This is a genomic window from Ensifer sp. 22460 (genome assembly GCF_052044935.1).
In the GTDB taxonomy this organism is placed as follows: Bacteria; Pseudomonadota; Alphaproteobacteria; order Rhizobiales; family Rhizobiaceae; genus Ensifer.
Genome location: NZ_JBQENZ010000025.1, coordinates 109770 through 132758 on the forward strand (window position 1 = coordinate 109770; position 22989 = coordinate 132758).

At 61.4% G+C, this 22989-nt stretch carries 26 protein-coding genes; 19 read left to right on the forward strand and 7 right to left on the reverse strand.

Features of this window, described 5'->3' with window-relative positions; genetic code table 11:
• Nucleotides 1-27: 27 nt before the first annotated feature.
• The 4 genes from cheT (at nt 28) to visR (ending at nt 4771) form a co-directional block, all read left to right on the forward strand.
• On the forward strand, nt 28-420 hold the full coding sequence (gene cheT, locus ACTJKM_RS26800) for a chemotaxis protein CheT (protein WP_057248196.1): 393 nt from the start codon (nt 28-30) through the stop codon (nt 418-420).
• Between the two features lie 359 nt (nt 421-779).
• Nucleotides 780-2450 (forward strand): flagellar basal-body MS-ring/collar protein FliF, encoded by a 1671-nt coding sequence (gene fliF / locus ACTJKM_RS26805; protein WP_058323552.1) that lies wholly within the window; start codon nt 780-782, stop codon nt 2448-2450.
• A gap of 827 nt (nt 2451-3277) precedes the next feature.
• Complete coding sequence (gene visN / locus ACTJKM_RS26810) at nt 3278-4018, forward strand: transcriptional regulator VisN (RefSeq protein ID WP_058328710.1); 741 nt, start codon at nt 3278-3280, stop codon at nt 4016-4018.
• 12 nt (nt 4019-4030) lie between these two features.
• Entirely contained in the window at nt 4031-4771 is a 741-nt protein-coding gene (gene visR, locus ACTJKM_RS26815; RefSeq protein ID WP_058328709.1) for a transcriptional regulator VisR, read from the forward strand.
• A 56-nt stretch (nt 4772-4827) separates the two neighbouring features.
• Here the strand turns inward: visR and ACTJKM_RS26820 are convergent, their stop codons facing one another.
• The 6 genes from ACTJKM_RS26820 to motA all read right to left on the reverse strand — a co-directional run bounded on the left by ACTJKM_RS26820 (nt 4828) and on the right by motA (nt 10195).
• A complete protein-coding gene (locus tag ACTJKM_RS26820; RefSeq protein WP_058323549.1) occupies nt 4828-5268 on the reverse strand; it encodes a hypothetical protein in 441 nt (146 codons plus the stop codon).
• A gap of 5 nt (nt 5269-5273) precedes the next feature.
• Entirely contained in the window at nt 5274-6350 is a 1077-nt protein-coding gene (gene flhB, locus ACTJKM_RS26825; RefSeq protein ID WP_058323548.1) for a flagellar biosynthesis protein FlhB, read from the reverse strand.
• Between the two features lie 272 nt (nt 6351-6622).
• Nucleotides 6623-7654, reverse strand: coding sequence for a flagellar motor switch protein FliG (fliG, locus tag ACTJKM_RS26830; RefSeq protein WP_057248202.1), 1032 nt, complete (start codon nt 7652-7654; stop codon nt 6623-6625).
• Between the two features lie 29 nt (nt 7655-7683).
• Nucleotides 7684-8343, reverse strand: a complete 660-nt coding sequence (gene fliN, locus ACTJKM_RS26835; RefSeq protein WP_082663651.1) for a flagellar motor switch protein FliN — start codon at nt 8341-8343, stop codon at nt 7684-7686.
• A 24-nt stretch (nt 8344-8367) separates the two neighbouring features.
• Nucleotides 8368-9312 carry a FliM/FliN family flagellar motor switch protein gene (locus tag ACTJKM_RS26840; protein WP_058328707.1) on the reverse strand — a complete coding sequence of 315 codons (945 nt, stop codon included), beginning with the start codon at nt 9310-9312 and terminating at the stop codon, nt 8368-8370.
• Nucleotides 9313-9316: 4 nt separating this feature from the next.
• Nucleotides 9317-10195 (reverse strand): flagellar motor stator protein MotA, encoded by an 879-nt coding sequence (motA, locus tag ACTJKM_RS26845; RefSeq protein ID WP_057248205.1) that lies wholly within the window; start codon nt 10193-10195, stop codon nt 9317-9319.
• A gap of 184 nt (nt 10196-10379) precedes the next feature.
• On the opposite strand from motA, the gene ACTJKM_RS26850 reads away from it, so the two are divergent.
• From ACTJKM_RS26850 to fliP, 14 genes are all read left to right on the forward strand, one after another.
• Entirely contained in the window at nt 10380-11159 is a 780-nt protein-coding gene (locus ACTJKM_RS26850; protein WP_440661282.1) for a DUF1217 domain-containing protein, read from the forward strand.
• Between the two features lie 2 nt (nt 11160-11161).
• Entirely contained in the window at nt 11162-11887 is a 726-nt protein-coding gene (flgF, locus tag ACTJKM_RS26855) for a flagellar basal-body rod protein FlgF (protein ID WP_057248206.1), read from the forward strand.
• A gap of 18 nt (nt 11888-11905) precedes the next feature.
• On the forward strand, nt 11906-13297 hold the full coding sequence (gene fliI / locus ACTJKM_RS26860) for a flagellar protein export ATPase FliI (RefSeq protein WP_058323545.1): 1392 nt from the start codon (nt 11906-11908) through the stop codon (nt 13295-13297).
• On the forward strand, nt 13297-13854 hold the full coding sequence (locus ACTJKM_RS26865) for a flagellar protein (protein WP_440661284.1): 558 nt from the start codon (nt 13297-13299) through the stop codon (nt 13852-13854). The genes fliI and ACTJKM_RS26865 overlap by 1 nt, the downstream gene beginning before the upstream one ends.
• Before the next feature lie 166 nt (nt 13855-14020).
• Nucleotides 14021-14401 carry a flagellar basal body rod protein FlgB gene (flgB, locus tag ACTJKM_RS26870; protein ID WP_057248268.1) on the forward strand — a complete coding sequence of 127 codons (381 nt, stop codon included), beginning with the start codon at nt 14021-14023 and terminating at the stop codon, nt 14399-14401.
• Between the two features lie 5 nt (nt 14402-14406).
• Nucleotides 14407-14826, forward strand: coding sequence for a flagellar basal body rod protein FlgC (gene flgC, locus ACTJKM_RS26875; protein WP_057248209.1), 420 nt, complete (start codon nt 14407-14409; stop codon nt 14824-14826).
• Nucleotides 14826-15167 (forward strand): flagellar hook-basal body complex protein FliE, encoded by a 342-nt coding sequence (locus ACTJKM_RS26880; RefSeq protein ID WP_058328705.1) that lies wholly within the window; start codon nt 14826-14828, stop codon nt 15165-15167. The genes flgC and ACTJKM_RS26880 overlap by 1 nt, the downstream gene beginning before the upstream one ends.
• 11 nt (nt 15168-15178) lie before the next feature.
• Nucleotides 15179-15967 carry a flagellar basal-body rod protein FlgG gene (flgG, locus tag ACTJKM_RS26885; protein ID WP_057248211.1) on the forward strand — a complete coding sequence of 263 codons (789 nt, stop codon included), beginning with the start codon at nt 15179-15181 and terminating at the stop codon, nt 15965-15967.
• A 17-nt stretch (nt 15968-15984) separates the two neighbouring features.
• On the forward strand, nt 15985-16497 hold the full coding sequence (gene flgA / locus ACTJKM_RS26890; RefSeq protein ID WP_082615704.1) for a flagellar basal body P-ring formation chaperone FlgA: 513 nt from the start codon (nt 15985-15987) through the stop codon (nt 16495-16497).
• On the forward strand, nt 16494-17609 hold the full coding sequence (locus ACTJKM_RS26895) for a flagellar basal body P-ring protein FlgI (RefSeq protein WP_058323543.1): 1116 nt from the start codon (nt 16494-16496) through the stop codon (nt 17607-17609). The genes flgA and ACTJKM_RS26895 overlap by 4 nt, the downstream gene beginning before the upstream one ends.
• A complete protein-coding gene (locus ACTJKM_RS26900) occupies nt 17606-18145 on the forward strand; it encodes a MotE family protein (RefSeq protein WP_057248213.1) in 540 nt (179 codons plus the stop codon). The genes ACTJKM_RS26895 and ACTJKM_RS26900 overlap by 4 nt, the downstream gene beginning before the upstream one ends.
• On the forward strand, nt 18142-18852 hold the full coding sequence (gene flgH, locus ACTJKM_RS26905) for a flagellar basal body L-ring protein FlgH (protein ID WP_057248214.1): 711 nt from the start codon (nt 18142-18144) through the stop codon (nt 18850-18852). Before ACTJKM_RS26900 ends, flgH begins: the two co-directional genes overlap by 4 nt.
• 18 nt (nt 18853-18870) lie before the next feature.
• Complete coding sequence (locus ACTJKM_RS26910; RefSeq protein ID WP_057248215.1) at nt 18871-19368, forward strand: flagellar basal body-associated FliL family protein; 498 nt, start codon at nt 18871-18873, stop codon at nt 19366-19368.
• An 8-nt stretch (nt 19369-19376) separates the two neighbouring features.
• Nucleotides 19377-20114, forward strand: coding sequence for a flagellar type III secretion system pore protein FliP (gene fliP / locus ACTJKM_RS26915; RefSeq protein WP_057248216.1), 738 nt, complete (start codon nt 19377-19379; stop codon nt 20112-20114).
• A gap of 99 nt (nt 20115-20213) precedes the next feature.
• Here fliP and ACTJKM_RS26920 read toward each other — a convergent pair whose 3' ends face one another.
• On the reverse strand, nt 20214-22157 hold the full coding sequence (locus ACTJKM_RS26920; RefSeq protein WP_440661285.1) for an O-linked N-acetylglucosamine transferase, SPINDLY family protein: 1944 nt from the start codon (nt 22155-22157) through the stop codon (nt 20214-20216).
• A gap of 373 nt (nt 22158-22530) precedes the next feature.
• On the opposite strand from ACTJKM_RS26920, the gene ACTJKM_RS26925 reads away from it, so the two are divergent.
• Nucleotides 22531-22989, forward strand: a 459-nt coding sequence (locus ACTJKM_RS26925; RefSeq protein ID WP_440661287.1) for a flagellin N-terminal helical domain-containing protein, incomplete at its 3' end; no start/stop codon positions are given.

The following is a 22989-nucleotide window of genomic DNA, read 5'->3' on the forward strand; positions in this document are numbered from 1 at the left end:
AAGCCCCGAGCCACGTGAGACATACCAATGCAGACCGACTACCAGGGCCACATGCCGCACGTGGAAGAAGCACTGCCCGAAGTGCTGATGCGCATCGTCACCGAGCTGCATGACGTCGCCTATCTGATCGAACGGATCGAACCGCAGCTGGCAGGTGATGAGGGGGCCGATGCGCTCGCCAATCCGGACAAGATGATGCTGCTGCAGGGCATCGACCTCGCGGTGCAGAAGACGCGCGGCATCGCGGAGTTCATCGACACCATAACGGCGTCGATCCCCGACGACTGGCTGGTCGACGTGACCACTGCCGTCAGTCTCGTCAAGCTTGCCGATATGAAGAAGGCACTTGGCAACGGCATGTTGCGCCACGGCCACTCCCAGCCGCTGACCAAGGCAGCGGGTGATTTCGAGGCATTCTGACGCTCGTCGGAAGTCTGTGCGACGCGCGAATCTGGCAATAGCGCCGCAAAATCAGCGGCTTGCGGCGTGCAGACCAGCGCTCAGCTCATGCCGCTTACCCCGGATATCCGCCTTCACAGGCTCTTGTCAGTCAGTGGATAACTCTGCCGATGCGTCCATTCGATCGGCGATCCGGGCCGATCAAGCCAATTTCGCGCAAGTTTCGTTTCCTACGGTCCCGATCGGGGCTGGTAGATTCGCGCGCATTGGAAGTCGATACAAAGCATGTCGATACCCAGCAAACCCGAATGTTGGAACTGCGCAGGGCGCTCGGCCGATGACCGGCTTGAAAGCTCTGCGATACTGGGTGCGGAAACAGAATGAGTCTGTTGGATCAACTTTCGACGGTCACGAAGAACCTGAGCAATCTCGGGCAGGGCAAGCTGATCGCGCTGGCGGCAGCCGGCATGGTCGCGGTCGGCCTGGTGCTCGGGGCGGGCATTTACGTCAACAGACCCTCGTTCGAAACGCTCTATGTCGGGCTCGAACGCAGCGATGTCACCCAGATCAGCATCGCGCTGGCTGAGGCCAATATCGATTTCAATGTCGGCTCCGATGGCGCCAGCCTCCAGGTTCCCGTCGGCATGACGAGCAAGGCGCGCCTCCTGCTCGCCGAGCGTGGCCTGCCGAGCAGTGCCAATGCCGGTTACGAACTCTTCGACAATGTCGGTTCGCTCGGCCTCACCTCCTTCATGCAGGAAGTGACGCGGGTGCGTGCCCTCGAAGGCGAAATCGGCCGTACCATCCAGCAGATTTCCGGCATCGCCGCCGCCCGCGTCCACATCGTGATGCCGGAACGCGGCAGCTTCCGCAAGGCGGACCAGAACCCCACAGCCTCGGTCATGATCCGCGCCAGCGCCACCGTCGGCCGCAGCGCCGCTGCCTCGATCCGCCATCTCGTCGCCTCTTCCGTACCGGGGCTCGACGTCGATGACGTGACCGTGCTTGATTCGACCGGACAGTTGCTCGCCTCCGGCGACGATCCGGCCAACAGCGCTCTCAACCAGTCGCTCGGCGTCGTCCAGAATGTGCAGACCGAGCTCGAGAAGAAGATCGACAATGCGCTGGCGCCCTTCCTCGGAATGGACAATTTCCGTTCGAGTGTCACCGCGCGGCTGAACACCGATACGCAGCAGATCCAGGAAACGGTTTTCGATCCGGAATCGCGGGTTGAGCGCTCCACGCGCGTGACTAAGGAAGAGCAGAAGTCCAGCCAGCAGCAGCCGGACAATGCCGCGACCGTCCAGCAGAACATTCCTCAGGCTGCCCCGAGCGGCGGCGCCGGCCCGAAGTCGAGCGACGAGGCCGAGAAAAAGGAAGAGCAGACCAACTACGAGATCAACAGCAAGACGATTGCTACCGTCAAGAACAGCTACACGATCGAACGCCTCTCCATTGCGGTCGTCGTCAACCGTGGCCGACTGGCCGCGATGGTCGGCGAGCCGGCCGACCAGGCGAAGATCGACGCCTATCTTCAGGACATGCAGAAGATCGTCGCTTCCGCTGCCGGCCTCGATACGAACCGCGGCGACGTCGTGACCCTGACCGCCATGGACTTCGTCGAAACGCAATTGCTCGACCAGGCCGTCGCCGGCCCCGGCGTGATGGAAACCCTGACCCGCAATCTCGGCGGCATCATCAATGCCCTTGCCTTTATCGTGGTGGCCGCTCTGGTCGTCTGGGGCATGCGGCCGCTCGCCCGTCAGCTCGGGTTCGGCAGCACTGCCGGCCAGCTCGAAGGCGAAGCCGCCGGTCTCGAACTGCCCGACTTCTCTCCGGCCAATGCCGGTGCCGGCGGGGCGCTCATGGAAGGCTTCGGGTCGGACTTCGGCTTCGACAGCACCGACGACCTGCTCAATATGGGCGAAGACGGTGGCTTCAACCGCCGTGTCAAGGAAGGCCCGGAAAGGCGCCTGGCCCGGATGGTCGAGATCAGCGAAGAACGCGCGGCGAAAATCCTGCGCAAATGGGCCCTCGACAAGGCCGCCTGATATCGCCGCAGCCCTGCCGCAATCAAACAGATCCCGCCCTTGTGGCGGGATTTGTGTTTGTGGCGTCGCTCCCGCATGTCAGGCGGCGTCGTCTATGTTCGGGCCAAATATTGTGAGAGTCCGGGCGCGTCCGCCGCCACTGCCGCAAATTTGCTTCAAGTTTCGAAGTGAGGCCGCTGAGTCCTGTGGGAGCCGAGAATGGTAATATTTTAACGATATCTTAATTTATAGATTCGTCGCGCGCGCATGGCGTGCATTCGGTGCGGTCATCTACTATACCGGATTCCAGCTATACATAGTCAAACTGAAATATAACTTCGCATGCACTCAGATTTATTCTGAAAATTTTACAATTTATATATCGGTAAAATGAGAAGAGCCCGAAAAACTCCTGATGCATTTCAGCCACAGCTGTGAAAACAAAGTATAATTTCTTCAGGTTCTAATTTTCGAATTTCGGCAATAAGCGCCCGTTTGTTGGGCAAAACCACGCCAATAGCGCTGTCCAGGATCGCGGCTGACGCGCGGGAACGGCAGGTTTTCAAGTAGAAATGCATTGTCTATCAATGTGTTGTGCCTTGGCATAGGCGATGAACGTCATTGGGCAGAACAGGCGAGGCCTGTCTGGGCCGAATCGGTCTATGCACAGGGTGTGAAGTAAATAGCCAGAACAGGGCGGTGGTATTTTTCTCGTGCCGATGTACATTTTTAACAGTTGATTCGCGTCCTGATCTGCGACTGGTGGTAATATTCGGCTTCGGCCGGCTGTTGGCGGCGACAGTGCAAGTGCAGTTCCGGGATGTGAATCCGGCACGGGGGCTGAACTCATGGACATTTCGCAAGCAGACATTGCTGTCTGGCCTTTGCCGACGGCACCGGCACGTGCACGCGGCGGCGGTTTCTCGCGCGAACAACTTTTGCGAAGGCTGGGGGAAGTCGCCGGTCGGGGCGGTCTTGGCAGCGGTCTGTCGGCGCTGACCGAATATGTCGGCGCGAGCCACTATCTTCTGGCGCGCTATGACATCTCGCAGGACAACGGGCTCGACTTCGTGGTCTGTTCCGATTGGCCCTTCGACGTGGTGCGGCGCCTCTCCGGCGTCGTCACGTCGCTCCACGCCAAGACGACCGAGCTTGAAAAATGCCTGGCGGTGCTGCAGCCGTGCTTCTACGCGCTGCCCGATGACATCGGCCTGCCGCGCGGCATCAGCCGCGAATATTGTGCGGTCACCTTCAACGTCGGACGGCTGCGCTTCTCGCTGATGCTGCTCATGCCGGAAGACGTGATCCTGTCGCAGGAGAGCCTGCGGGACGTCACGCTGCTTGCGGGTTACCTCGCAAGCTTCACGACGCGCGCCGAAGTCCGGCACGATCGAGACTTCGAGTTGACGGAGCGCGAGCTCGAATGCCTCTTCTGGATCGCCGAGGGCAAAACCAGCGAAGAGATCGCGGTGATCCTCGGAATTTCGCGCAACACCATCAACAACTACATCACCAGCGTCATGCGCAAGACCGCGACCAGGACGCGATCGGAAGCGATAGCTTACGCGGTGCGCAACAATCTTGTGTGAGGAACGGGCGCGATGACGCATTTTCTCGGTGGTGGGCGGTTCGACGACGACCACAAGCTCGCCCGGCAGGGCAACCGCGCCGCACGTGCCGCAACCCTGGTCACGCGTCTGCAAGCGATGCAGCGGCAGATCAATGCCAAGCATTTCGCCGTGCTGCGCCTCAGCGGTAAAGGCACGGCCCGAAAGCTGACCTGCGTCCTCGACAACTGGAGCCTTACGGCCGAAGCGAACGCGCATGATCTCATCACCGCGTATGGCGAGGAACTGGTTGCCCATCTCGATCAATCCCTGCTGCCGGTGCTTTGGAACGGGGCAGGGGAGCATCAGGCAGCGGAAGTCTCGGAACTCGCGCCCTTTGCGTATCGGTTGAAAGTGCGCAAGCTTGCCTATTCGGGCATAGCCTTTCCTGTCAGGCTCGGCGCCCAGGGCAACGGCTACGTCATCTTCGCCGGCAGCTACATCGATGCCTCGACCGAACAGGTGGTGGATCTGCATGGTCGCAGTTACATGATCATGACCGACCTGCTGGCCGCCGATGAAAAGCGCATGGCGCCGGCCGAAACCTTGAGTGACCGCGAGATCGCCTGCCTGCAGATGGCGGGCGACGGCCATATCAGCGAAGAGATTGCCGAGCGCATGGGCCTCTCCGTCCATACGGTCAACGCCTATCTGGGCGCTGCGACCACCAAGCTCGATTCGGTCAACCGCATCCAGGCGATCGCCAAGGCGATCCGCCTTGGCTACATCAGCTAAGCGCATTCAGCGCCGGCGCCTTCTGCAGAATACAGGTGCGCGCATGCGCGGTTCTTTTAGCTTGCGAGCGGCAGTTCGTAGGATTTGATGAATTTTGCGTCCGCCAGGCTCCGCGCCAGGAAGGCCGTGTTCTCGTCCGGGTCGGCCGACGGGTTCTGGAAGCTGATATGGCTGATCTCGATGCCGGCCGTCTCGTTGCCGAGGGACAGGCGGACATAGATGGTGATACCGCGGGGCTTAAGCTCCAGGTCGAGAACGATTTCCGGCTCGCAATCCCAATCGAGATTGTAGTTGCCGCCGAGACCGAAGTTGACCGTACCGGGCAGAAAGTAAAGTTCTGCCGCGGATTCGACGAGATCGGCGAGGCTGGCGTAGGATTCGAACCGCAAGAGGGCGATGAAATCGGCGGCGTCGATGAGCCGCAGTTCGGTCGCCACAGGGCGGATTGCTTCAGCTACGATCTGTTCCCGCTTCTCGGAGAATTCGCACTTTTTCATCGGAGTTATGTCATCCGTTTTGGTTGCGACGCATGCACCCTGTGAATGAGCTCGGCAACAGCCTTGTAAAACACGGGTGGAATCACACTATCGACCGAGACTTGTGCAAACATGGAGCGTGCAAGTGGCGGATCCTCGAAGACGGGGATGCCATTTTTCTCTGCAATTTCACGGATTTTCAGGGCAACCAGGTCCTGGCCCATCGCCACGACGATGGGCGCGTCGCTTTCCTCGCGGACATAACGCAACGCGACCGCGTAGTGAGTCGGGTTGGCGATCACCAGCGTGGCACGCGGTACGGACGAGATCATCCGTTTGCGCGCCCGGTCACGCTGCATCGAACGCAGGCGCGACTTGACGATCGGGTCGCCCTGGGCCTGCTTCATTTCCTCCTTCACTTCCTGCTTGGTCATCATCAGTTCGGTGTACCAATGGTGCCGTGACCAGAAGAGGTCGGCGATCGCCAGAACCGCGGTCGCAAACAGGATGACGATCATGATCTCGTTGAGATCGTTCGCCATCGTCGAAAACATCGTGACCGGGTCCGAAAACATCAAGTCGAGCGTCGCGAAGTAGTTGTTCCACAGCACCAGCACGACGACGACGGAGACGATGATGATCTTGAACAGCGACTTGCCGAACTCGACCAGTCCCTGCACGCCGAAGATGCGCTTGAGCCCGCCCATCGGCGAAATGCGGTTCAGCTTCGGCTGGACGCGGTCGAGAACCGGCCGCGGCAGGTTCTGGAAGATCGAGGAGCCGACACCGAAGAGGATGAGCAGCACGAAGGCCGGAACGACCAGCGCGGTCGATTTCCATGCGAGATGGGTGATGAGCGCCACCACGTCGGTCGAATTTTCCAGCCGCCAGGCTTCCGGCTGCTCGAAGATGTCCTTGAGGGCCTCGGCCATGGTGCTGACGCCGTCGGCAAGGAAGAAGACGAAGAAGATGTAGATCGCGAGCGTCGAGGCGAACATCGTCGCCTCGCGGGAGAAGGGCACGTTACCCTTCTCGGCAGCGTCGGAGATCTTCTTCTCTGACGGGGCCTCTGTTTTGCTGTCTTTATCCTGATCATCAGACATGAAGCAGGAAGGCTCCGGTTACATCTGGGCAGCGTCGATCGCGTTTTCTGCAGCGCCGTGCGTCTGTTAAGACGCGCAAAGGTCGTTGCAACGCGTCGAGCTGCTGCGTGCTCCTCAAATCGAGGCCGATCCAAGGAAAATGCAGTAGTGTACCCGGAAGGCTGGGCAGGCAAGCGTTGAGCCCCGGCATTCGCCAGGGCTCAACAGGAAATACGGTGAGGAGGGGCGCGCCAGCCGTCCGCTCGACGGGCCCATGCGGCGCGCCTACCCGATCAGGCCGCCTGCGCGTCCTTGTCCTTGAGCTCGAGCTGGCCGCTGGCCGCCAGGCGAATGGCTTCCTGGGTGATCGAGCGCCGTGCGATCGCGATGTCGCGCGGGTTGATGCCGGCATCGCCCATGGCGAGATCGGATTCGATCATGCGGCGCTGGCGTGCGCCGATCGAGGCAAGTACCGATTCGCGCAGTTCTCCCGTCGATCCGCGCAGCGCCATCGTGATGATGTCCGTCGACACGTCGTTGAAGAGTTGTACGCGGCTGCGCTGCGGCATGTAGAGCACGTCGTCGAAGAGGAAGATCTTCGGGCGCACCTTGTTGGCGGAAGCGGTGCTGAGCGATTCGAGCGACGCGAGCAGGGTGTCCACCTGCGGCTTGTCGAGTTCGTTCATGACCTCGGCGATCTTGGCCGGGCCGGCCGAATTGCGTTCCGCTTCCATCTCGCCGATCATTTCCATGACGCGCTTCTCGATGATCGCGGCGGCTTTCGCGTTGACGTCCTTCATGTTGACGGCGCGCTTCAGGATGTCCGGCCGCTGCTCTTCGGAAAGCTGCAGCAGCACCTTGGCGCCGAAGCCCGAAGGCATCATCGACAAAACGTAGGCGATCGTCTGCGGATGTTCCTTGGCAAGCTGTACCGATACGGCGACCGGGTCGCATTCCTGCAGGCGATCCCAGATGCTGGCCTCGTAGGACTGGAAAGTGGCGCGGCGGCCGAGCAGGCCGTCGACCTCGTCTGGGGTCAGGCCTTCTTCGAGGATGCTTTCAATCGCCTTGGCATTGTCCATCAGCCCGGCGCCCTCGGTGAAGAGGTCTTCGAACTCGTTGACGAGCGCTTCCAGCTCATGCGGCGGAATGGCGCGCAGCGACTGCGCCGCGGCGATGATCGACTGCAACTCGCTCTGGGTGAAGAACTTCAAGAGCTTGCTTGCGACGCCCTTGCCCATGGCAAGCAGGACGGCCGCCGCCTTGTCCGTCTGACTCAGCGGCCTTGATAGCGCCTGAGCCTCGAAACTTTCGAAATCCATCATGGATTCATCCTTCGCCCGATCATCGGGTTTTATGACTTCTTGCTGCCCTTGATCTCGATGAGTTTGACGCCGAATCGGGTGTCGTCGCCTTCGAGAACGGTAATTTCGCCGCGGCCGATCACCCGGCCGTTGACCATGATCTCGACTGGCTCGCCAATCCGGCGATCGAGCGCGATCGTTGCACCTTCGCTCAAGTTCATGAGACCGGACACCTGCATGCGGCTTGTGCCGAGCACGATCTGGACGTCGATCGGGATATCCATGATCAGGTCGAGGTTGGCCGTCATGCCGCTGCCGGGCGGCGCGTCGATCGCAGCTTCAGCGCTGTCGAAGGACGTCGCGCCGAAATCGGTGCCGCCGAAATCGCTCGAAACGGAACCGCCGCCGAGGTCGGCGCCGAAGTCGTTGGAGCCGAAGTCGTTGGAGCCGAAATCGCCGCCGAACGCGTCGAGGCCGCCGGCCGGTGCGCCGAATTCGCTACCGAAGTCGGTTGCGGCGCCAGCGGGTTCGCTGCCGAAATCCGAGCCGAAGGCTGCCGGCGCATCCGAATCCTGCTTGAGGACACCGCGCAGGTCATTGATCGCCTGGTCGAGTTCCATGTCTCCGACAGCGGCTTCTGCCTGTTCGTTGATGGGTGCTTTCTTGGGTGCCATGTGAGAACTATTCCAGTTGAAGCTTGCCTCAGGCATGCTGCGAGCGCGCGGCAGGCCGATTTAACTCATGATGTGGCGAAGGATATCCTGCTCGGAGCCGTGGGTATCCTTGACCCGAACCGTGTATTTTGATCCCGATCGTCCGAATTCGCAGACATAAAGGTCGCGGCCATTGGCGTTGACGTCGACGCGAACGTCCTGGGCGTCGTGGAAGGGAATGACGTCGCCCGCCTGCAGCCGGCTGATCGTTTCGAGCGTCAGGCTTTCGAGCCGGATGCGCGCCTCGATCGTGACGGCAGAGCGGCGTACCTGTTCTTCGAGCTGCTCGGTCCATTCGGCCTTCGCCTTGCGCTGCTGGCCGCTGCCCTTGGGGAAGACGATAGCGGTCTTCAGGAGCACGCTCTGGGGTACGATGACGGAGAAGGTGGACATGACCGGGCCGAAGCCGATCGTCATGTCGATGGCGCCCGCATGAATGTCCTCGATCATGGGATCGGGCTTGGGGCGCGATGCGCTGTTGAGCGGACGTTCGACGATCGCTTCGAACCCGCCCGGCGCGTTGACAGCGGTGCGCAACACGTCGGCGATCTTTTCGAAAAGCGGCACGGCGACGTCGATCTCGATCTGGGAGAGCGCACGCGGCTGCGGCTCTTCTATCCCGGTCGGCTCGGCGCCGAGCAGCGCCTCGACGAGAGTGATGATGATCGGGCTGTCGCAGCCGATCTGGAAATCCGCGCACCAGTTGCGCAAGGACACGTCACTGATCACCACGCCGGTACCTAGGCCGGCGATCAGCTCCCGCCGCAGCCCCGTCCGGAAACCGGCATAGCCGATCGTGACGTCAAGACCCGTTTCCGCCCGGCAGATGTCGGGCAGGAACTCACTGAAGACCTGGCCGAGTTCGAGTGCCAGCCGGCCGATCACCCTGTCGTCGCCGAGCGCGCCGGTCATGCGCGCCAGGAGTTTCCGGTCGAATGCGTGAACGTTGGATGTTGCGGAATTCATGGGATCAAGCCGCCTTGCTTTCGCCGCCGCCGCCGGGGTTCATCATTTCCTGCTCGACCGCGTCGATCGACGGACGCTCATAGGCCGAGATGGTCTTGCGGCCGTATTCGAGAGCGACCTGCGGTACCGAGCCGTTCATGTAGGCAAGCAGCGTTTGCTTGACGATGATGTAGAGGCGGTTCTGCTTCTCGCGCACCGATTTGATGTTGGCGACCAGCGGCGCGACGATCGAATAGGACAGGAACACGCCAAGCAGCGTGCCGACGAGTGCGGCTGCGATCTTGGCACCGAGAACTTCCGGCGCCTCGCTGATCGCGCCCATCGCCTTGATGACGCCGAGAACCGCCGCGACGATACCGATCGCCGGGAAGGCGTCGCCCATCGTGTTCAGCGCGTGATAGCACTTCATCTTGTCGTGGGTGATGGTCTGGATTTCTTCGTCCATCAGCGCTTCGATCTCGTGCGATCGGGCGTTGCCGATGATGATCAGACGTACGTAATCGCAGATGAAGGCGGTCAGTTCCTTGTTCTTCAGAACCGTCGGCGCTGCCTGGAAGATCGAGGATTCTTCCGGGTTGTCGATGTGGCTTTCGATCTCGTTGCGCGACTTGGTGCGCAGATCCCGCATCAGCGAATAGAGAACGCCGAGCGTGTCGAGATATTCGCGCTCCTTCGGCACCTTGTGGCGAAAGGCTTCGCCGAGCGCCTTGCCGGTATCCTTAACCACCTTCATCGAGTTGGCCATGATGAAGCCGCCGATGCCGGCGCCGCCGATGATCAGCAGTTCGAAAGGCTGGTTGAGGACCTCCATGTGGCCGCCCATGGCCAGATAGCCGCCGAGAATACAGCCGAACGTCACAAGAAGCCCGATGATGATGTTCATTTTCGATACCTGTCGCGATCCTATTTTCCGCTAACGGGATACGGTTTCATCCTTGCGTGAGGCTGGCCGGCGCGGGCGATGGGGGTCATTCATCGGAACAGGTTCGCGCAAGGCTATCCGGTCAGGATTTGTCAAGGCAGGGCGCATGCTCTGTCTGTGTCATTCCGGCAGGGGCGAACCGATCGTGACCACGACCTACACGAGCTACAAGCTGATAACGGCCGACTTGACGAAGTCGCTGGCCCGCATTGCCGAGCAGCCGGATGTGGCGCGCGAGACGGAGTACTACCTGTCGAAGATCGGCGACGTCAAAACGATCGACGATTTCTTTGCCGATACCAGGCTCTACAACTACGCGATGAAGGCTCACGGTCTCGAAGACATGGCCTATGCCAAGGCTTTCATGCGCAAGGTGCTGACCGAAGGCATCGACAAGGACGACGCCTTTGCCAACAAGCTGACCGACAACCGCTACAAGCAGCTCGTCGAATCGCTGAACTTCGCCGCCCACGGTGCGGCCGCCACATCCTTCGACCGTGCCCAGAAGGGCGTCGCCGACAAATATGCTCGCCAGACACTGGAGCAGAACGCCGGTGAGGAAAATGCCGGCGTGCGGCTTGCCCTCTATTTTTCGCGCATGGCGCCGACGATCAGCAGTGGCTACGCCATCATCGCCGACGAGGCGCTCGCCCAGGTGGTGCGCACCGCGTTGCAATTGCCCGACGAATTCGCGGCAACCAATGTCGATCGTCAGGCCGAGGTCTATGAAGCGGCGATCGATTTCAAGGATTTCCAGAACCCGGGCAAGGTGACCGAGTTTCTCGACCGGTTCACGGCGCTCTGGGAAACCAAAAATTCAACGGACGGTTATGATCCGCTCGCAGTCTTCGGCTCTTCGAGCGGCTACGGCATTTCTTCCGATCTTCTCCTGTCCATCAACAGCCTGAAACTCGGGGGAAATTGAACGTGCAAACCGGTCTTTACGTCGCGATTTCGTCGCAGATGGCGCTCGAGAAGCGCCTCAACACACTTGCCGACAATATCGCGAACTCCGGCACCGTCGGTTTCCGTGGCACCGAGGTGAAGTTCAATCAGATGCTCGGCGACACCAAGCCGACCAAGGTTGCCTATGTCAGCAAGGGCGAGGAATTCCTGAACACCAACAACGGCTCGCTGTCGCGCACGGGCTCGGCTCTCGACTTTGCGATCAAGGGCGATGCCTGGTTCCAGATCGAGACGCCATCCGGCCCGGCGCTGACGCGCGACGGGCGTTTCACGCTCACCGATACCGGCGAACTCGTCACTATCCGTGGCTATCCGGTGCTCGACGCCGGCGGAGCGCCGATCCAGCTCAACGGCAGCGGCGGCGAGATCACCGTCGGCGCCGATGGTGCGATCCATCAGAACGGCGTGGCTGTCGCCTCGCTCGGTCTCTATGAGGCAGATTTCAGCAAGGGTTTCATGCGCCTCGACAACAGTGCTGTTCAGCCGACGGCACAGGCCGAGCCGGTGGTCGATCGCTTCGATGTCGGCGTGATGCAGGGCTTCGTCGAGGAATCCAACGTCAATGCCATCCAGGAAATGTCGCAGCTGATCATGGTCACGCGCGCCTTCGACAACATCACTGGCCTGTTGCGTGACAGCGAGGGATCGCTCGAAGAAGCGGTCAAGACGCTCGGCGGCAGTCGCTAATTTCTGACGGGTACCGGCATGCAACGCGAAGGCCTGAAGACAAGCGCGGGATCGACCTCTCTGGCAGCACTTGCCGGTCTGGTCGAGCGCTACGCAAAGCCCGAATTCTCGATCGCTCCGGGCGGACACGTGCAGACGATTTCGCCCGGTCACTACACGGTGACCGGCCTTTCGCGGCATGTGCGGCTCGGTGATTTCGTCGCCCACAAGAGCGTCACCGGAACCCATCTCGGCGAAGTCGTGCGGGTCGAACCGGAGCGGGTGGTCGTCTGCCCGATCGAACCCGGCGATCCGATCGGCATCCATGACACCGTGATCCGCAAAGGTGCCTTCCGCGTCGCGCCGACCGATCAATGGTGCGGCCGCGCCATCAATGCGCTCGGCGAGCCGATCGATGGTCTCGGGCCGCTGCTGCAGGGCGATGTGCGCCGCTCGATCTCCAACACCGCGCCGCCGTCGATGAGCCGCAAGCGGGTCGAGAAGGGCTTTCTCACCGGGGTCAGGGCGATCGACATCTTTTCGCCCCTCTGCCTCGGCCAGCGTCTCGGCATCTTCGCCGGCTCCGGCGTCGGCAAGTCGACGCTGCTCTCCATGCTGGCGCGCGCAGACGCCTTCGACAAGGTGGTGATCGCGCTCGTCGGTGAGCGCGGCCGCGAAGTGCGCGAATTCATCGAGGATACGCTTGGCGACAATCTCGCAAAGTCGGTCGCGGTAGTGGCAACCAGCGACGAAAGCCCGATGCTGCGCAAGATGGCGCCATTGACCGCCGTCACTATCGCCGAGCACTATCGCGACAATGGCGACAACGTGCTGCTGATCGTCGACAGCGTCACCCGTTTCGCACACGCGATCCGCGAAGTGGCGACGGCTTCCGGCGAGCCGCCGATTGCCCGCGGTTACCCGGCCTCCGTTTTCACCGAGCTGCCGCGGCTGCTGGAGCGCGCCGGTCCCGGTACCGAAGGCTCAGGCACGATCACGGCGATCATCTCCATCCTTGTCGACGGTGACAACCACAACGACCCGGTCGCCGATTCGACGCGTGGCATCCTCGACGGTCACATCGTGCTCGAACGCAGTCTTGCGGAAGAGGGGCGCTATCCGCCGATCAATCCGCTCGCCTCCATCTCGCGCCTGGCGCGCAAGGCCTGGACTCCCGACCAGGAAAAGCTGGTGTCGCGGTTGAAGGCGCTGATCCACCGTTTCGAGGAAACCCGCGATCTTCGCCTGATCGGCGGTTACCGCCCCGGTGGCGATCCCGACCTCGACATGGCGATCAAGCAGGTGCCGGTTATCTACGACGTGCTGACGCAGACCGCCGGTGAGCGCCCGGCGCAGGACGCCTTTGCCGATCTCGCCAATGCATTGAAGGCGGCGGCGATGGGCAATCAACCGGGCGCGAGAGCGAGGTGATGGCGGTGACCGATTACGATGCGGACGAAATGGTTCATCAGCGCAAGCGAAGCAGCCGCATGCCGATGACCGACAAGTTCCTGGCCGCGACTGGCGTCGCGCTTGCCGCGTTTGCGACTTTCTTTCCCTGGTACGCCTTCTTCCACCAGGACAAGTTCACCATGCCGCCGCTCTGGCAGGGTTCCACCCGCGATCTGCCGGAGCGCGCCGCCCGCAACGTCGTCTCGGTTTCGCCGCTGGCGATGCCCGACGCGGACGGCGAGACCATGGCGGCGATCGACCAGCTGACGACGGCGACCGTGCCCGGCATCGCCGGCGGTCCGGGTCCCGAAGGGTCGGCTGCGGAAGAGGGGCTGTCGCAGCCCTTTCCGGGAAAGTCCGGCTACAAGCTGATGCATGTCGCCAATGGCCGGGCGCTGATCGAGGATGCGAGCGGCATGTATATCGTGCGCATCGGCTCCGTCCTGCCTGACAACACCCGGCTTTCCACGCTCGAGCAGCGCGACGGCCACTGGGTGATGATCACCTCGACAGGCGAAGTCTACCAGGCAAACTGATTTAGCAGCCCATCGTCAGAGTTGATGGTCGCGTATCTCTTCGGATGCGCGGCGCGCTGCTGTTCGCCCGCAGCGGAATGCAAGCGTCCGAACCCCAGCGACCTCCGACGAAAGTCCCACGCAAGATTACCGGCCTAGGTTCGCATCACCAAGCATGGAGCTTTTGATGCAACCGATTCAGCTTTTCGAACTCGCGTCCCGGCAGGCCCAGTGGCTGACCGTTCGCCAGAACGTGGTGGCCGGCAACATCGCCAATGCGAACACGCCGCATTACAAGGCGAAGGACGTCAAGCCGTTCGAAAGCGTGCTGCAGGATACCGGCATGCAGATGGCGGCGACCCACAAGGCGCATTTTACCGAGGGCCTCGAGGCCTCGCAGGTGGCCGAAGTCGGCATGGTCGACGGTGTGCAGATCCAGCAGTCCGGCAACAGCGTCGCGATCGAGCAGGAAATGATGAAGACCGGCGAGATCAAGCGCGACTACGAGCTCAGCGCCGGGCTTGTGAAGGCGTTTCACCGCATGATGCTGATGACGGTACGGAAGTAAGAATCATGGATCCATTGACCTCAGCCCTCAAGGTATCGGCCTCCGGCCTCCAGGCGGAATCGACCCGTCTGCGTATCGTCTCGGAAAACATCGCCAACGCCCGCTCGACCGGCGACACGCCGGGTTCGGAACCCTACCGCCGCAAGACCATCAGCTTTGCCGCCGAAGTCGACCGGGCAAGCGGCGCCTCGCTTGTCGAGATCGAACGGCAGGGCACGGATGATTCGGACTACAACATCGAGTTCGATCCGGGCAATCCGGCGGCCGACGAGAAGGGCATGGTCAAGATGCCGAACGTGAACATCCTGGTTGAGATGGCCGACATGCGCGAAGCCAACCGCGCTTACGAGGCCAACCTTCAGACCATCAAGCAGTCCCGCGATCTGATTTCCCAGACAATCGACCTGTTGAGAGCCTCGCAATAATGATCGATGCAGTCAAATCCCTCGGCGCGTTCTCGGTCACCAAAGAGACCGACGGCACCCGTTCCACATCTTCCTCGTCGTCGATCTTCGGCATGCCGGCCGCCACACCGGGCGTGCCGCAGGGGCAAAGCTTCGCCTCGGTCCTCGGGGATATGACGACCGACACAATCAACGCGATGAAAAAGGCCGAGGGCGCATCGCTCGACGGCATCCGCGGTCAGGCAAACACCCGTGAAGTTGTCGATGCTGTCATGAACGCCGAACAGTCGCTCCAGACAGCACTCGCCATCCGCGACAAGGTGGTCACCGCCTACCTCGAAATCGCGCGCATGCAGATCTGAAGGAACGAGACATGAAGGCCCTTTCCATTGCCGCAACCGGCATGAACGCCCAGCAGCTGAACCTCGAAGTGATCGCGAACAACATCGCGAACATCAACACGACCGGTTACAAGCGCGCCCGCGCAGAATTCTCCGATCTGCTTTATCAGACTGAGCGCGCCCAGGGCGTGCCGAACCGCTCCAACCAGGCCATCGTACCGGAAGGCGCGATCATCGGTCTCGGCGTCCAGACGGCTGCCGTGCGCAACCTGCATATCCAGGGCAGCATGGTCAACACCGGCAACGACTATGACCTGGCGCTGATGGGCCGCGGCTGGTTCCAGGTCGAAACGCCGGATGGCGAGACGGTTTATACGCGCTCGGGCGCCTTCAACAAGAATGCCCAGGGCCAGCTCGTGACCATCGACGGTTACACGGTCGTCCCCGGCATCACGGTTCCGCAGGATGCGACGGAAATCGCCTTCACCAGCTCCGGCCAGGTGATGGTGCGCATCGGCAACGATCCCGCGATGCAGGAAATCGGTCAGCTGACGATCGCCAACTTCGTCAACGAGGCCGGTCTCGAGCCGCAGGGTGACAACCTCTTCAAGCAGACCCCGGCTTCCGGCGACGCGATCGTCGGCACACCGGCCGACCCGGGCTTCGCGCAGATCAAGCAGAAGTATCTCGAGGCGTCCAACGTCGATCCGGTCAAGGAAATCACCGACCTGATCTCGGCCCAGCGCGCCTACGAGATGAACTCCAAGATCATCCAGGCGGCCGATGAAATGGCGGCCACGGTGAGCAAGAACCTCAGGTAACGAAAGAGGGGGCAAACATGATGTTTCGCCGATCCGCAGACATCAAGGTATCGAAGGGCGACAGCGCATCCAAGGCGCTTCGTCTGGCGGCTGGCGCCTTGCTTGCCGCCACTTTCCTGTTGCCTTCGGCGAGCCTCGCGGAGCGGCCGACCGCGGTGATCCCGACGCGGACGATCTATCCGGGCGAAACGATCGACCGCAGCCGCGTCGAGGTTGTCGACGTTACCAACCCCGATCTTGCGGACGGCTACATCAGGACGCTCAACGAAATCGACGGCAAGGTCACCAAGCGCACGCTTCTGCCCGGTCGGGTGATCCTCGCGAACGCGCTGCGCGAGCAGTATGCCGTCGAGCGCGGCTCCACCGTGCGCCTCGTCTTCAGCAATGGCGGCCTGACCATCAGCGCCGCCGGATCACCGCTCCAGGATGCCGCCGTCGGCGAACTGATCCGGGCGCGCAACATCGATACCGGCATCATCGTTTCCGGAACGGTAATGGCCGACGGCACTGTCCATGTGGTGGCGAAATGAAAATGCTTGCCTGCAAATGGTTCCTGACGCTGGCCGTCGCGATCTCGACGGCGCTGACGCCGGCTTTCGGCGCGTCCAGGATCAAGGACGTCGCCTCGCTCCAGGCGGGACGCGACAACCAGCTCATCGGCTATGGCCTCGTCGTCGGCCTTCAGGGAACCGGCGACAGCCTGCGTGCCTCGCCCTTCACCGACCAGTCGGTCCGGGCGATGCTGCAGAACCTCGGCATCTCCACCCAGGGCGGCGATTCCCGCACGCGCAACGTTGCGGCCGTTCTGGTGACGGCGACGCTGCCGCCGTTCGCAAGCCCCGGCAGCCGCGTCGATGTGACCGTCGGTTCGCTCGGCGACTCCACCTCGCTTCGCGGCGGCACCCTGGTGATGACCTCGCTCTCCGGCGCGGACGGCCAGATCTATGCAGTCGCGCAAGGGTCCGTCGTCGTGACGGGCTTTGCCGCGCAGGGCGATGCGGCAACCCTCAACCAGGGTGTGACGACGGCCGGGCGCGTGCCCAATGGCGCAATCATCGAGCGCGAGCTGCCGTCCAAGTTCAAGGATGGCTTCAACCTCGTTCTGCAACTGCGCAACCCGGACTTCTCGACGGCTGTCGGCATGGCTGCGGCGATCAACAAATATGCCGCCCAGCAATATGGCGGTCGCATTGCCGAGGCACGCGATTCTCAATCCGTGCTCGTCGAAAAGCCGAAGATGGCCGATCTCGCTCGGCTGATGGCCGATATCGAGAACATCGTGATCGAGACGGACGTCCCGGCCCGCGTCGTCATCAACGAACGCACCGGCACGATCGTGATTGGCCAGGACGTTCGCATCAACGAGGTGGCGGTGAGCTACGGCACCCTGACCGTCGAGGTCAGCGAGACGCCGACGGTGGTTCAGCCGCTGCCATTCTCGCGTGGACGAACGGAGGTGGAACCGAACACCACCATCAACGCGCAGTCCGATGGCGGCACGGTGGCGATCCTCAACGGATCGAGCCTTCGCTCGCTCGTCGCCGGCCTTAACAACATCGGTGTCAAGCCGGACGGCATCATCGCCATCCTGCAAAGCATCAAAACGGCCGGGGCCCTTCAAGCGGAGCTAGTGCTGCAATGACGGCGAACATGAACCCATCTTTCGGCAAGGTCCGCAATCTGTTGCTTGTCGGCGCGGCCGCCGCTTCGATGCTGACGATGCCCGGCGCCTTCGCGCAGGACGTTACCGCGCCTCCGGCAACCGACGCGACGCAGAATGAGATCCAACAGTTCTGCACGAATATTGCCGACGCCGCCCGCGACCAGCGCTACGTGCTGCAGCGCAAGGACCTCGAGACCTTGCAGGCAAGCATCGATGAACGCATCGCCACGCTGGAGAAGCGACGCGACGAATACGAGGACTGGCTGAAACGCCGCAACGACTTTTTGAAACAGGCCCAGCTCGGTCTTGTCGACATCTACAAGACGATGAAGCCGGATGCGGCTGCCGGCAAGCTGGAAATGGTCAATCCGGAGATCGCCGCTGCGATCGTCATGCAGCTGCCGCCGCGACAGTCGTCTCTGATCCTCAGCGAAATGACGGACGAAAGGGCGGCGATCCTTACCAATATCATCTCGAGCGCCAGCGACCCGAACACCTCGAAGGAACCATCATGAAAATGCGTCTAACGGCCGTGCTGACGGCGGGTCTCCTTGCCGGGTGTCAGAACCAGGCGTTCAACGAGATTGGTCGGGCGCCTTCGATGAGCCCGATCGGCAGCGGTCTGCAATATTCCCAGACGCCGCAGCTTGCCATGTATCCGAAGCAGCCGCGCCAGGTGGTAAGTGGCTACTCGCTCTGGAACGACCAGCAGGCCGCCCTGTTCAAGGACGCGCGCGCGATCAATGTCGGCGACATCCTGACGGTCGATATCAAGATCAACGAAGGCGCCACCTTCGACAACAAGACGGATCGCAGCCGCAAGAACAGCAGTGGCTTCAACGTCGGTGCCAACGGCAAGTCGGAGGCCAGCGATTTCGGCTGGGAGGGCGACCTGAAATATGGGTCGAATACCAAGACCGAGGGTGACGGCACGACCGAGCGTTCGGAAAAGCTGAGGGTGCTCGTCGCCGCAGTCGTGACCGGAGTTCTCGAAAACGGCAACCTCTTGATCAGCGGTTCGCAGGAAGTGCGCGTCAATCACGAACTGCGCATCCTCAACGTTGCCGGCATCGTGCGGCCGCGGGATGTCGATGCCGAGAACGTCATCAACTACGACCGCATCGCCGAGGCACGCATCTCCTATGGCGGCCGCGGTCGCTTGACCGAGGTGCAGCAGCCGCCCTACGGCCAGCAGTTCATGGACCTATTTTCGCCGATCTGATCGGCAGGGAACGGCAAGATGGAAGAATTGGATACCGCCACCGCGCCGAAGTCGCCGTCAAAGGTGATGACCATCGCGATCGTCGCCGTGCTGACGCTCGTTGCCGGCGGCGGCGGCTGGCTGGTCGGCGGCCTGCTCGCGCCGCCTCCGCCGAAGGAGCAGGTCGAGGCGACCAAGGAACCGGCCGCCAACGCCACGGGCGAAGAGGGCCTGCCGAAGGTCGCGACCGAAGCGAACGGTGTCGTCCAGCTGGAGCCGATCACCACCAACCTTGCCTATCCTTCGGAGAACTGGATACGGCTCGAGGTGGCGCTGCAGTTCGACGGCGCGCCCGATCCCAAACTGGCGGAACAGATCCACCAGGATATCGCCGCCTATCTGAAGACGGTCTCGCTGCAGCAGATCCAGGGGCCGCGCGGCTTTCAATATCTCCGGGATGACATTCAAGAGCGGGTTGACCTGCGCTCCGATGGGCGCGTAACCAATGTGATGTTCAGAACCTTCGTCATCCAATGATTCGATAAATGGTCCGGCTTGTCGCCTTCATAGTCGCCATGATGGCGATGTCCGGTATTGCCGGCGCCCAGAGTTTTCCCTCTGATATCCTGAATACACCTATCGACGGGTCGGCCGCCTCGTGGATCATCCGCACTTTCGGTCTTCTGACCGTTCTGTCGGTGGCCCCGGGCATCCTGATCATGGTCACCAGCTTTCCGCGCTTCGTGATCGCCTTTGCGATCCTGCGCACCGGCATGGGCCTGGCGACCACGCCGTCGAACATGATCATGGTGTCGCTGGCCCTATTCATGACCTTCTATGTCATGGGGCCGACCTTCGATCGCGCATGGCGCGACGGCATCGATCCGCTCATGAAGAACCAGATCACCGAGGCCGAGGCGATCCCGCGGATCAGCGAGCCGTTCCGCGAATTCATGCTCGCCAACACCCGCGACAAGGACCTGCAGCTCTTCATCGATATCGCCAAGGAAAAGGGCCAGACGGTGGTCGTGGACGACAAGGTGGATCTGCGCGCTGTCGTGCCGGCCTTCATGATCTCCGAAATTCGCCGCGGCTTCGAAATCGGCTTCTTGATCATGCTGCCATTCTTGGTGATCGACCTGATCGTTGCCACCATCACCATGGCCATGGGCATGATGATGCTGCCGCCGACGGCGATCTCGCTGCCCTTCAAGATCCTGTTCTTCGTGCTGATCGACGGATGGAATCTGCTCGTCGGCAGCCTGGTGCGCTCCTTCAGCTAGATACCTGTCATTAAAGGTTTGGGCGCTTCGAAAGGCGCAAACAAAAAAGGCAGCGCCTCGGCGCTGCCTTTCGTCGTTCGGGGTCGAGGGTCGGATCGCTTAGCGTTCGAACGAACCAGTCCGCGCCGGTAGCGCCGGAACGTCGATGTGATCCGGTACCAGACCTCTCTTCGCGCGGTCAGCCATCATTTCGTAGCCCTGTTCCAGGTGGCGGCAGAAGCGTTCGGCATCGAACAACGGCATGCGGAACCGGTTCTCCTCGAGGGTCTTTCGATAGTCGGCGATCCTGTCTCGGTTGTTGTAGAGCGCGACCGCCTCGCGAACATAGTCCTCCGGCCCGGCGGCTACGAGTTCCGGCACGCCAATGGCGTTGAGCAGGCTCTCACTCACGCGTGAGGCGAAGTTGGTGCCTTTGAAGGTCAGCACCGGAAGGCCGGCCCAGAGCTGTTCCGAGGTCGTCGTGTGGCCGTTATAGGGATAGGTGTCGAGGCCGATGTCGGCGACCGGGATACGGCTGATGTGGTCTTGATAGAGGACCTTGGGGCAGACGATGATGCGCTTGGTGTCGAGGCCGGCACTCTTGAACTTTGCGATGATGTTCGCTCGCGCATCCGGGCGGCTGCACATCAGCCAGAGCACGCTGTCCGGGGTCTGCTGAAGGATCTCGATCCACAGGTTGATCGTCTGCAACGAGATCTTGCGGTTGGCGTTGAACGACGCGAAGACGAATACTTCCTCGGGAAGGCCGAGCTGGCGACGCGACAATGGCTGCGGCAGCGGGCGGTTGAGAGGGTCGTTCGGCTGATAGGTGTCGGGAAGCCGGCAGTATTTCTCGTAGTAGTGCGGTTCGCTGCCATCCGGCAGGACATGGGGGTCGCCGATGATGTAGTCGAGGTCCACATTGACCGTCGTCCCGGGAAAGCCGAGCCAGCTCACCTGAACCGGAGCGGTCTGCTGGTTGAAGATGTTCACCCGGCTCTCGAGCGTGTGTCCTTTGAGGTCGACAAGAATGTCGATGTTCTCGGAACGGATGACCTCCGCCGCTTGGTCATCGCTAAGGTCGTTGATGGAAACGATCTTGCCCCACTTTTCGCGGGACCCGTCGTCGCGCACGACGTTGTTGGGCGATGTGTGGCAGAAGAGAGTGATATCGAAACGCGAGCGATCGTGCGCCGTGAGCACGGCTGCGAGCAGCTTCATGGTCGCGTGGTCGTGCCAGAAGTCGGAAGAGACATAGCCGATACGGATGCGGTCGTTCCAGGCATGTGGCATGGCGCGGCGGGCTTCCGTCAGTCCGGCAGGGAAGGGACGGTGCTGCGCGCCGGCAATCCGGTTCAGCCGTTCGTCGCCGCACCAGGTGATATGGTAATAGGGCGCCTCGGCGGCGAGGATATCCGCCTCGCCGAGCCTCAGCGCTCGGTCGATGTCGCGGCTGTGTTTCTCGACTTCGGCAAAGTCGTTTGCCTCGCGGGCATAGACGAGATAGGCGGAGCGCAATGTCGTGTTCTTGGGGTGCGTCTTGAAGAGATTTGCGACGGCCTCACGGTCTAGCGCATCGTTGACATCGGCTGTCAAAAGTTTGAATGCCAGCGATTGATGATGGCGATTGGCGCTGGTCGACAGCGGTGCCTTGAACAGGCCGAGGATTTCCTTCTGGTCGCGCTTGAGGAAGATCGAAGCAATGATGAATGCGATCTCCGGATCCGTCTTGGCTTTCTCCAGCAGCGGGAGGCCGATGGCCAGAGCTTCGTCCTCGTGTCCATTGACGAAATAGAGTTTCATCGCCTCGGTCAGATAGTCCTGCGACCGCGAACCGCCGGCCTCTCCAGCGAGCTGGTAGGCGCGTGCTGCCTCGGGCTTGAAGCCGAGCTTCAGCAGAACCTTGGCGAGCAGCACAAAGGTCTTCGTATCCCGATTGATATTCATCAGGATGTTTAGCTGGTCGAGCGCGTCCGTGTACTGGCCTTTCTGATATTGCCGGGAAGCGGTCGAGAAAATGGCTTGGGCGTTCACTGATAGCTCCGTCGTCTGGGCTGCCGGCATCAAAGGCTTGGCACCTCGATGTCGCAAAGCAGGTCTCGTGGCCATCGTAGTAATGGGAGCTTGCCTCAGGCATGACGCGTCAACCCCGATCAAAGCCTGGTCCTGTCTCGCAAGGGGCCATTCGAACGGCGCGTTTGGCGACCCGGACCGTCCACTTAAGGCGTTGTTAAGTATAAATTATCTCTCGTTGAGGCCGCTTCGGCATTTAAGGAATTCGCAAGCATTGGGCTCGATATTCGGCCTCACATGACGGGTTTGGTTTCTTCCGAGAAAGTCGTTGGAACCGAGAGGCATGAAGCCGATCCATCATCACCGGTAGTGTAAACAGTCCGGTATGTCCCCCAATCGTCTTAAGTAATAAAGGGACACTCTAATGACGAGCATCATGACCAATTCCGCCGCAATGGGCGCTCTCGCTACCCTGCGTTCGATCAATTCGGATATGGAAACCACCCAGGACCGCATCTCGTCGGGCCTGCGCGTCGGTTCCGCTGCCGACAACGCCGCTTACTGGTCGATCGCGACCACCATGCGTTCGGACAACAAGGCGCTCTCGACCGTTCAGGACGCACTCGGCCTCGGCGCTGCCAAGACCGACGTTGCCTACACGGCCATGGAAAACTCCAAGAACGTCGTCGACGAGATCAAGAAGAAGCTGGTTGCCGCCAGCGAGCCGGGTGTTGACAAGAGCAAGATCCAGAAGGAAGTCAAGGAGCTGCAGAACCAGCTCGTGAGCATCGCGAAGTCGGCTTCGTTCTCCGGCGAAAACTGGGTCTACAACGACGCCAACAACACGGCTGCCACCAAGTCGATCGTCGGTTCGTTCAACCGC

What these genes read in the sequence shown, in the direction of transcription:
- fliG (WP_057248202.1), bottom strand. Translation starts at nt 7,654, where the DNA reads ATGATGGATTTCGAAAGTTTCGAGGCTCAGGCGCTATCAAGGCCGCTG.
- fliN (WP_082663651.1), bottom strand. Translation starts at nt 8,343, where the DNA reads ATGCCTGAGGCAAGCTTCAACTGGAATAGTTCTCACATGGCACCCAAG.
- flgH (WP_057248214.1), top strand. Translation starts at nt 18,142, where the DNA reads ATGAAAATGCGTCTAACGGCCGTGCTGACGGCGGGTCTCCTTGCCGGG.
- flgB (WP_057248268.1), top strand. Translation starts at nt 14,021, where the DNA reads ATGCAACCGATTCAGCTTTTCGAACTCGCGTCCCGGCAGGCCCAGTGG.
- ACTJKM_RS26910 (WP_057248215.1), top strand. Translation starts at nt 18,871, where the DNA reads ATGGAAGAATTGGATACCGCCACCGCGCCGAAGTCGCCGTCAAAGGTG.
- ACTJKM_RS26840 (WP_058328707.1), bottom strand. Translation starts at nt 9,312, where the DNA reads ATGAATTCCGCAACATCCAACGTTCACGCATTCGACCGGAAACTCCTG.
- flgC (WP_057248209.1), top strand. Translation starts at nt 14,407, where the DNA reads ATGGATCCATTGACCTCAGCCCTCAAGGTATCGGCCTCCGGCCTCCAG.
- fliI (WP_058323545.1), top strand. Translation starts at nt 11,906, where the DNA reads ATGCAACGCGAAGGCCTGAAGACAAGCGCGGGATCGACCTCTCTGGCA.
- visR (WP_058328709.1), top strand. Translation starts at nt 4,031, where the DNA reads ATGACGCATTTTCTCGGTGGTGGGCGGTTCGACGACGACCACAAGCTC.
- cheT (WP_057248196.1), top strand. Translation starts at nt 28, where the DNA reads ATGCAGACCGACTACCAGGGCCACATGCCGCACGTGGAAGAAGCACTG.
- motA (WP_057248205.1), bottom strand. Translation starts at nt 10,195, where the DNA reads ATGAACATCATCATCGGGCTTCTTGTGACGTTCGGCTGTATTCTCGGC.
- ACTJKM_RS26880 (WP_058328705.1), top strand. Translation starts at nt 14,826, where the DNA reads ATGATCGATGCAGTCAAATCCCTCGGCGCGTTCTCGGTCACCAAAGAG.
- flgA (WP_082615704.1), top strand. Translation starts at nt 15,985, where the DNA reads ATGATGTTTCGCCGATCCGCAGACATCAAGGTATCGAAGGGCGACAGC.
- visN (WP_058328710.1), top strand. Translation starts at nt 3,278, where the DNA reads ATGGACATTTCGCAAGCAGACATTGCTGTCTGGCCTTTGCCGACGGCA.
- ACTJKM_RS26820 (WP_058323549.1), bottom strand. Translation starts at nt 5,268, where the DNA reads ATGAAAAAGTGCGAATTCTCCGAGAAGCGGGAACAGATCGTAGCTGAA.
- ACTJKM_RS26895 (WP_058323543.1), top strand. Translation starts at nt 16,494, where the DNA reads ATGAAAATGCTTGCCTGCAAATGGTTCCTGACGCTGGCCGTCGCGATC.
- fliF (WP_058323552.1), top strand. Translation starts at nt 780, where the DNA reads ATGAGTCTGTTGGATCAACTTTCGACGGTCACGAAGAACCTGAGCAAT.
- ACTJKM_RS26865 (WP_440661284.1), top strand. Translation starts at nt 13,297, where the DNA reads ATGGCGGTGACCGATTACGATGCGGACGAAATGGTTCATCAGCGCAAG.
- flhB (WP_058323548.1), bottom strand. Translation starts at nt 6,350, where the DNA reads ATGTCTGATGATCAGGATAAAGACAGCAAAACAGAGGCCCCGTCAGAG.
- ACTJKM_RS26900 (WP_057248213.1), top strand. Translation starts at nt 17,606, where the DNA reads ATGACGGCGAACATGAACCCATCTTTCGGCAAGGTCCGCAATCTGTTG.
- fliP (WP_057248216.1), top strand. Translation starts at nt 19,377, where the DNA reads ATGGTCCGGCTTGTCGCCTTCATAGTCGCCATGATGGCGATGTCCGGT.
- flgG (WP_057248211.1), top strand. Translation starts at nt 15,179, where the DNA reads ATGAAGGCCCTTTCCATTGCCGCAACCGGCATGAACGCCCAGCAGCTG.
- ACTJKM_RS26920 (WP_440661285.1), bottom strand. Translation starts at nt 22,157, where the DNA reads ATGCCGGCAGCCCAGACGACGGAGCTATCAGTGAACGCCCAAGCCATT.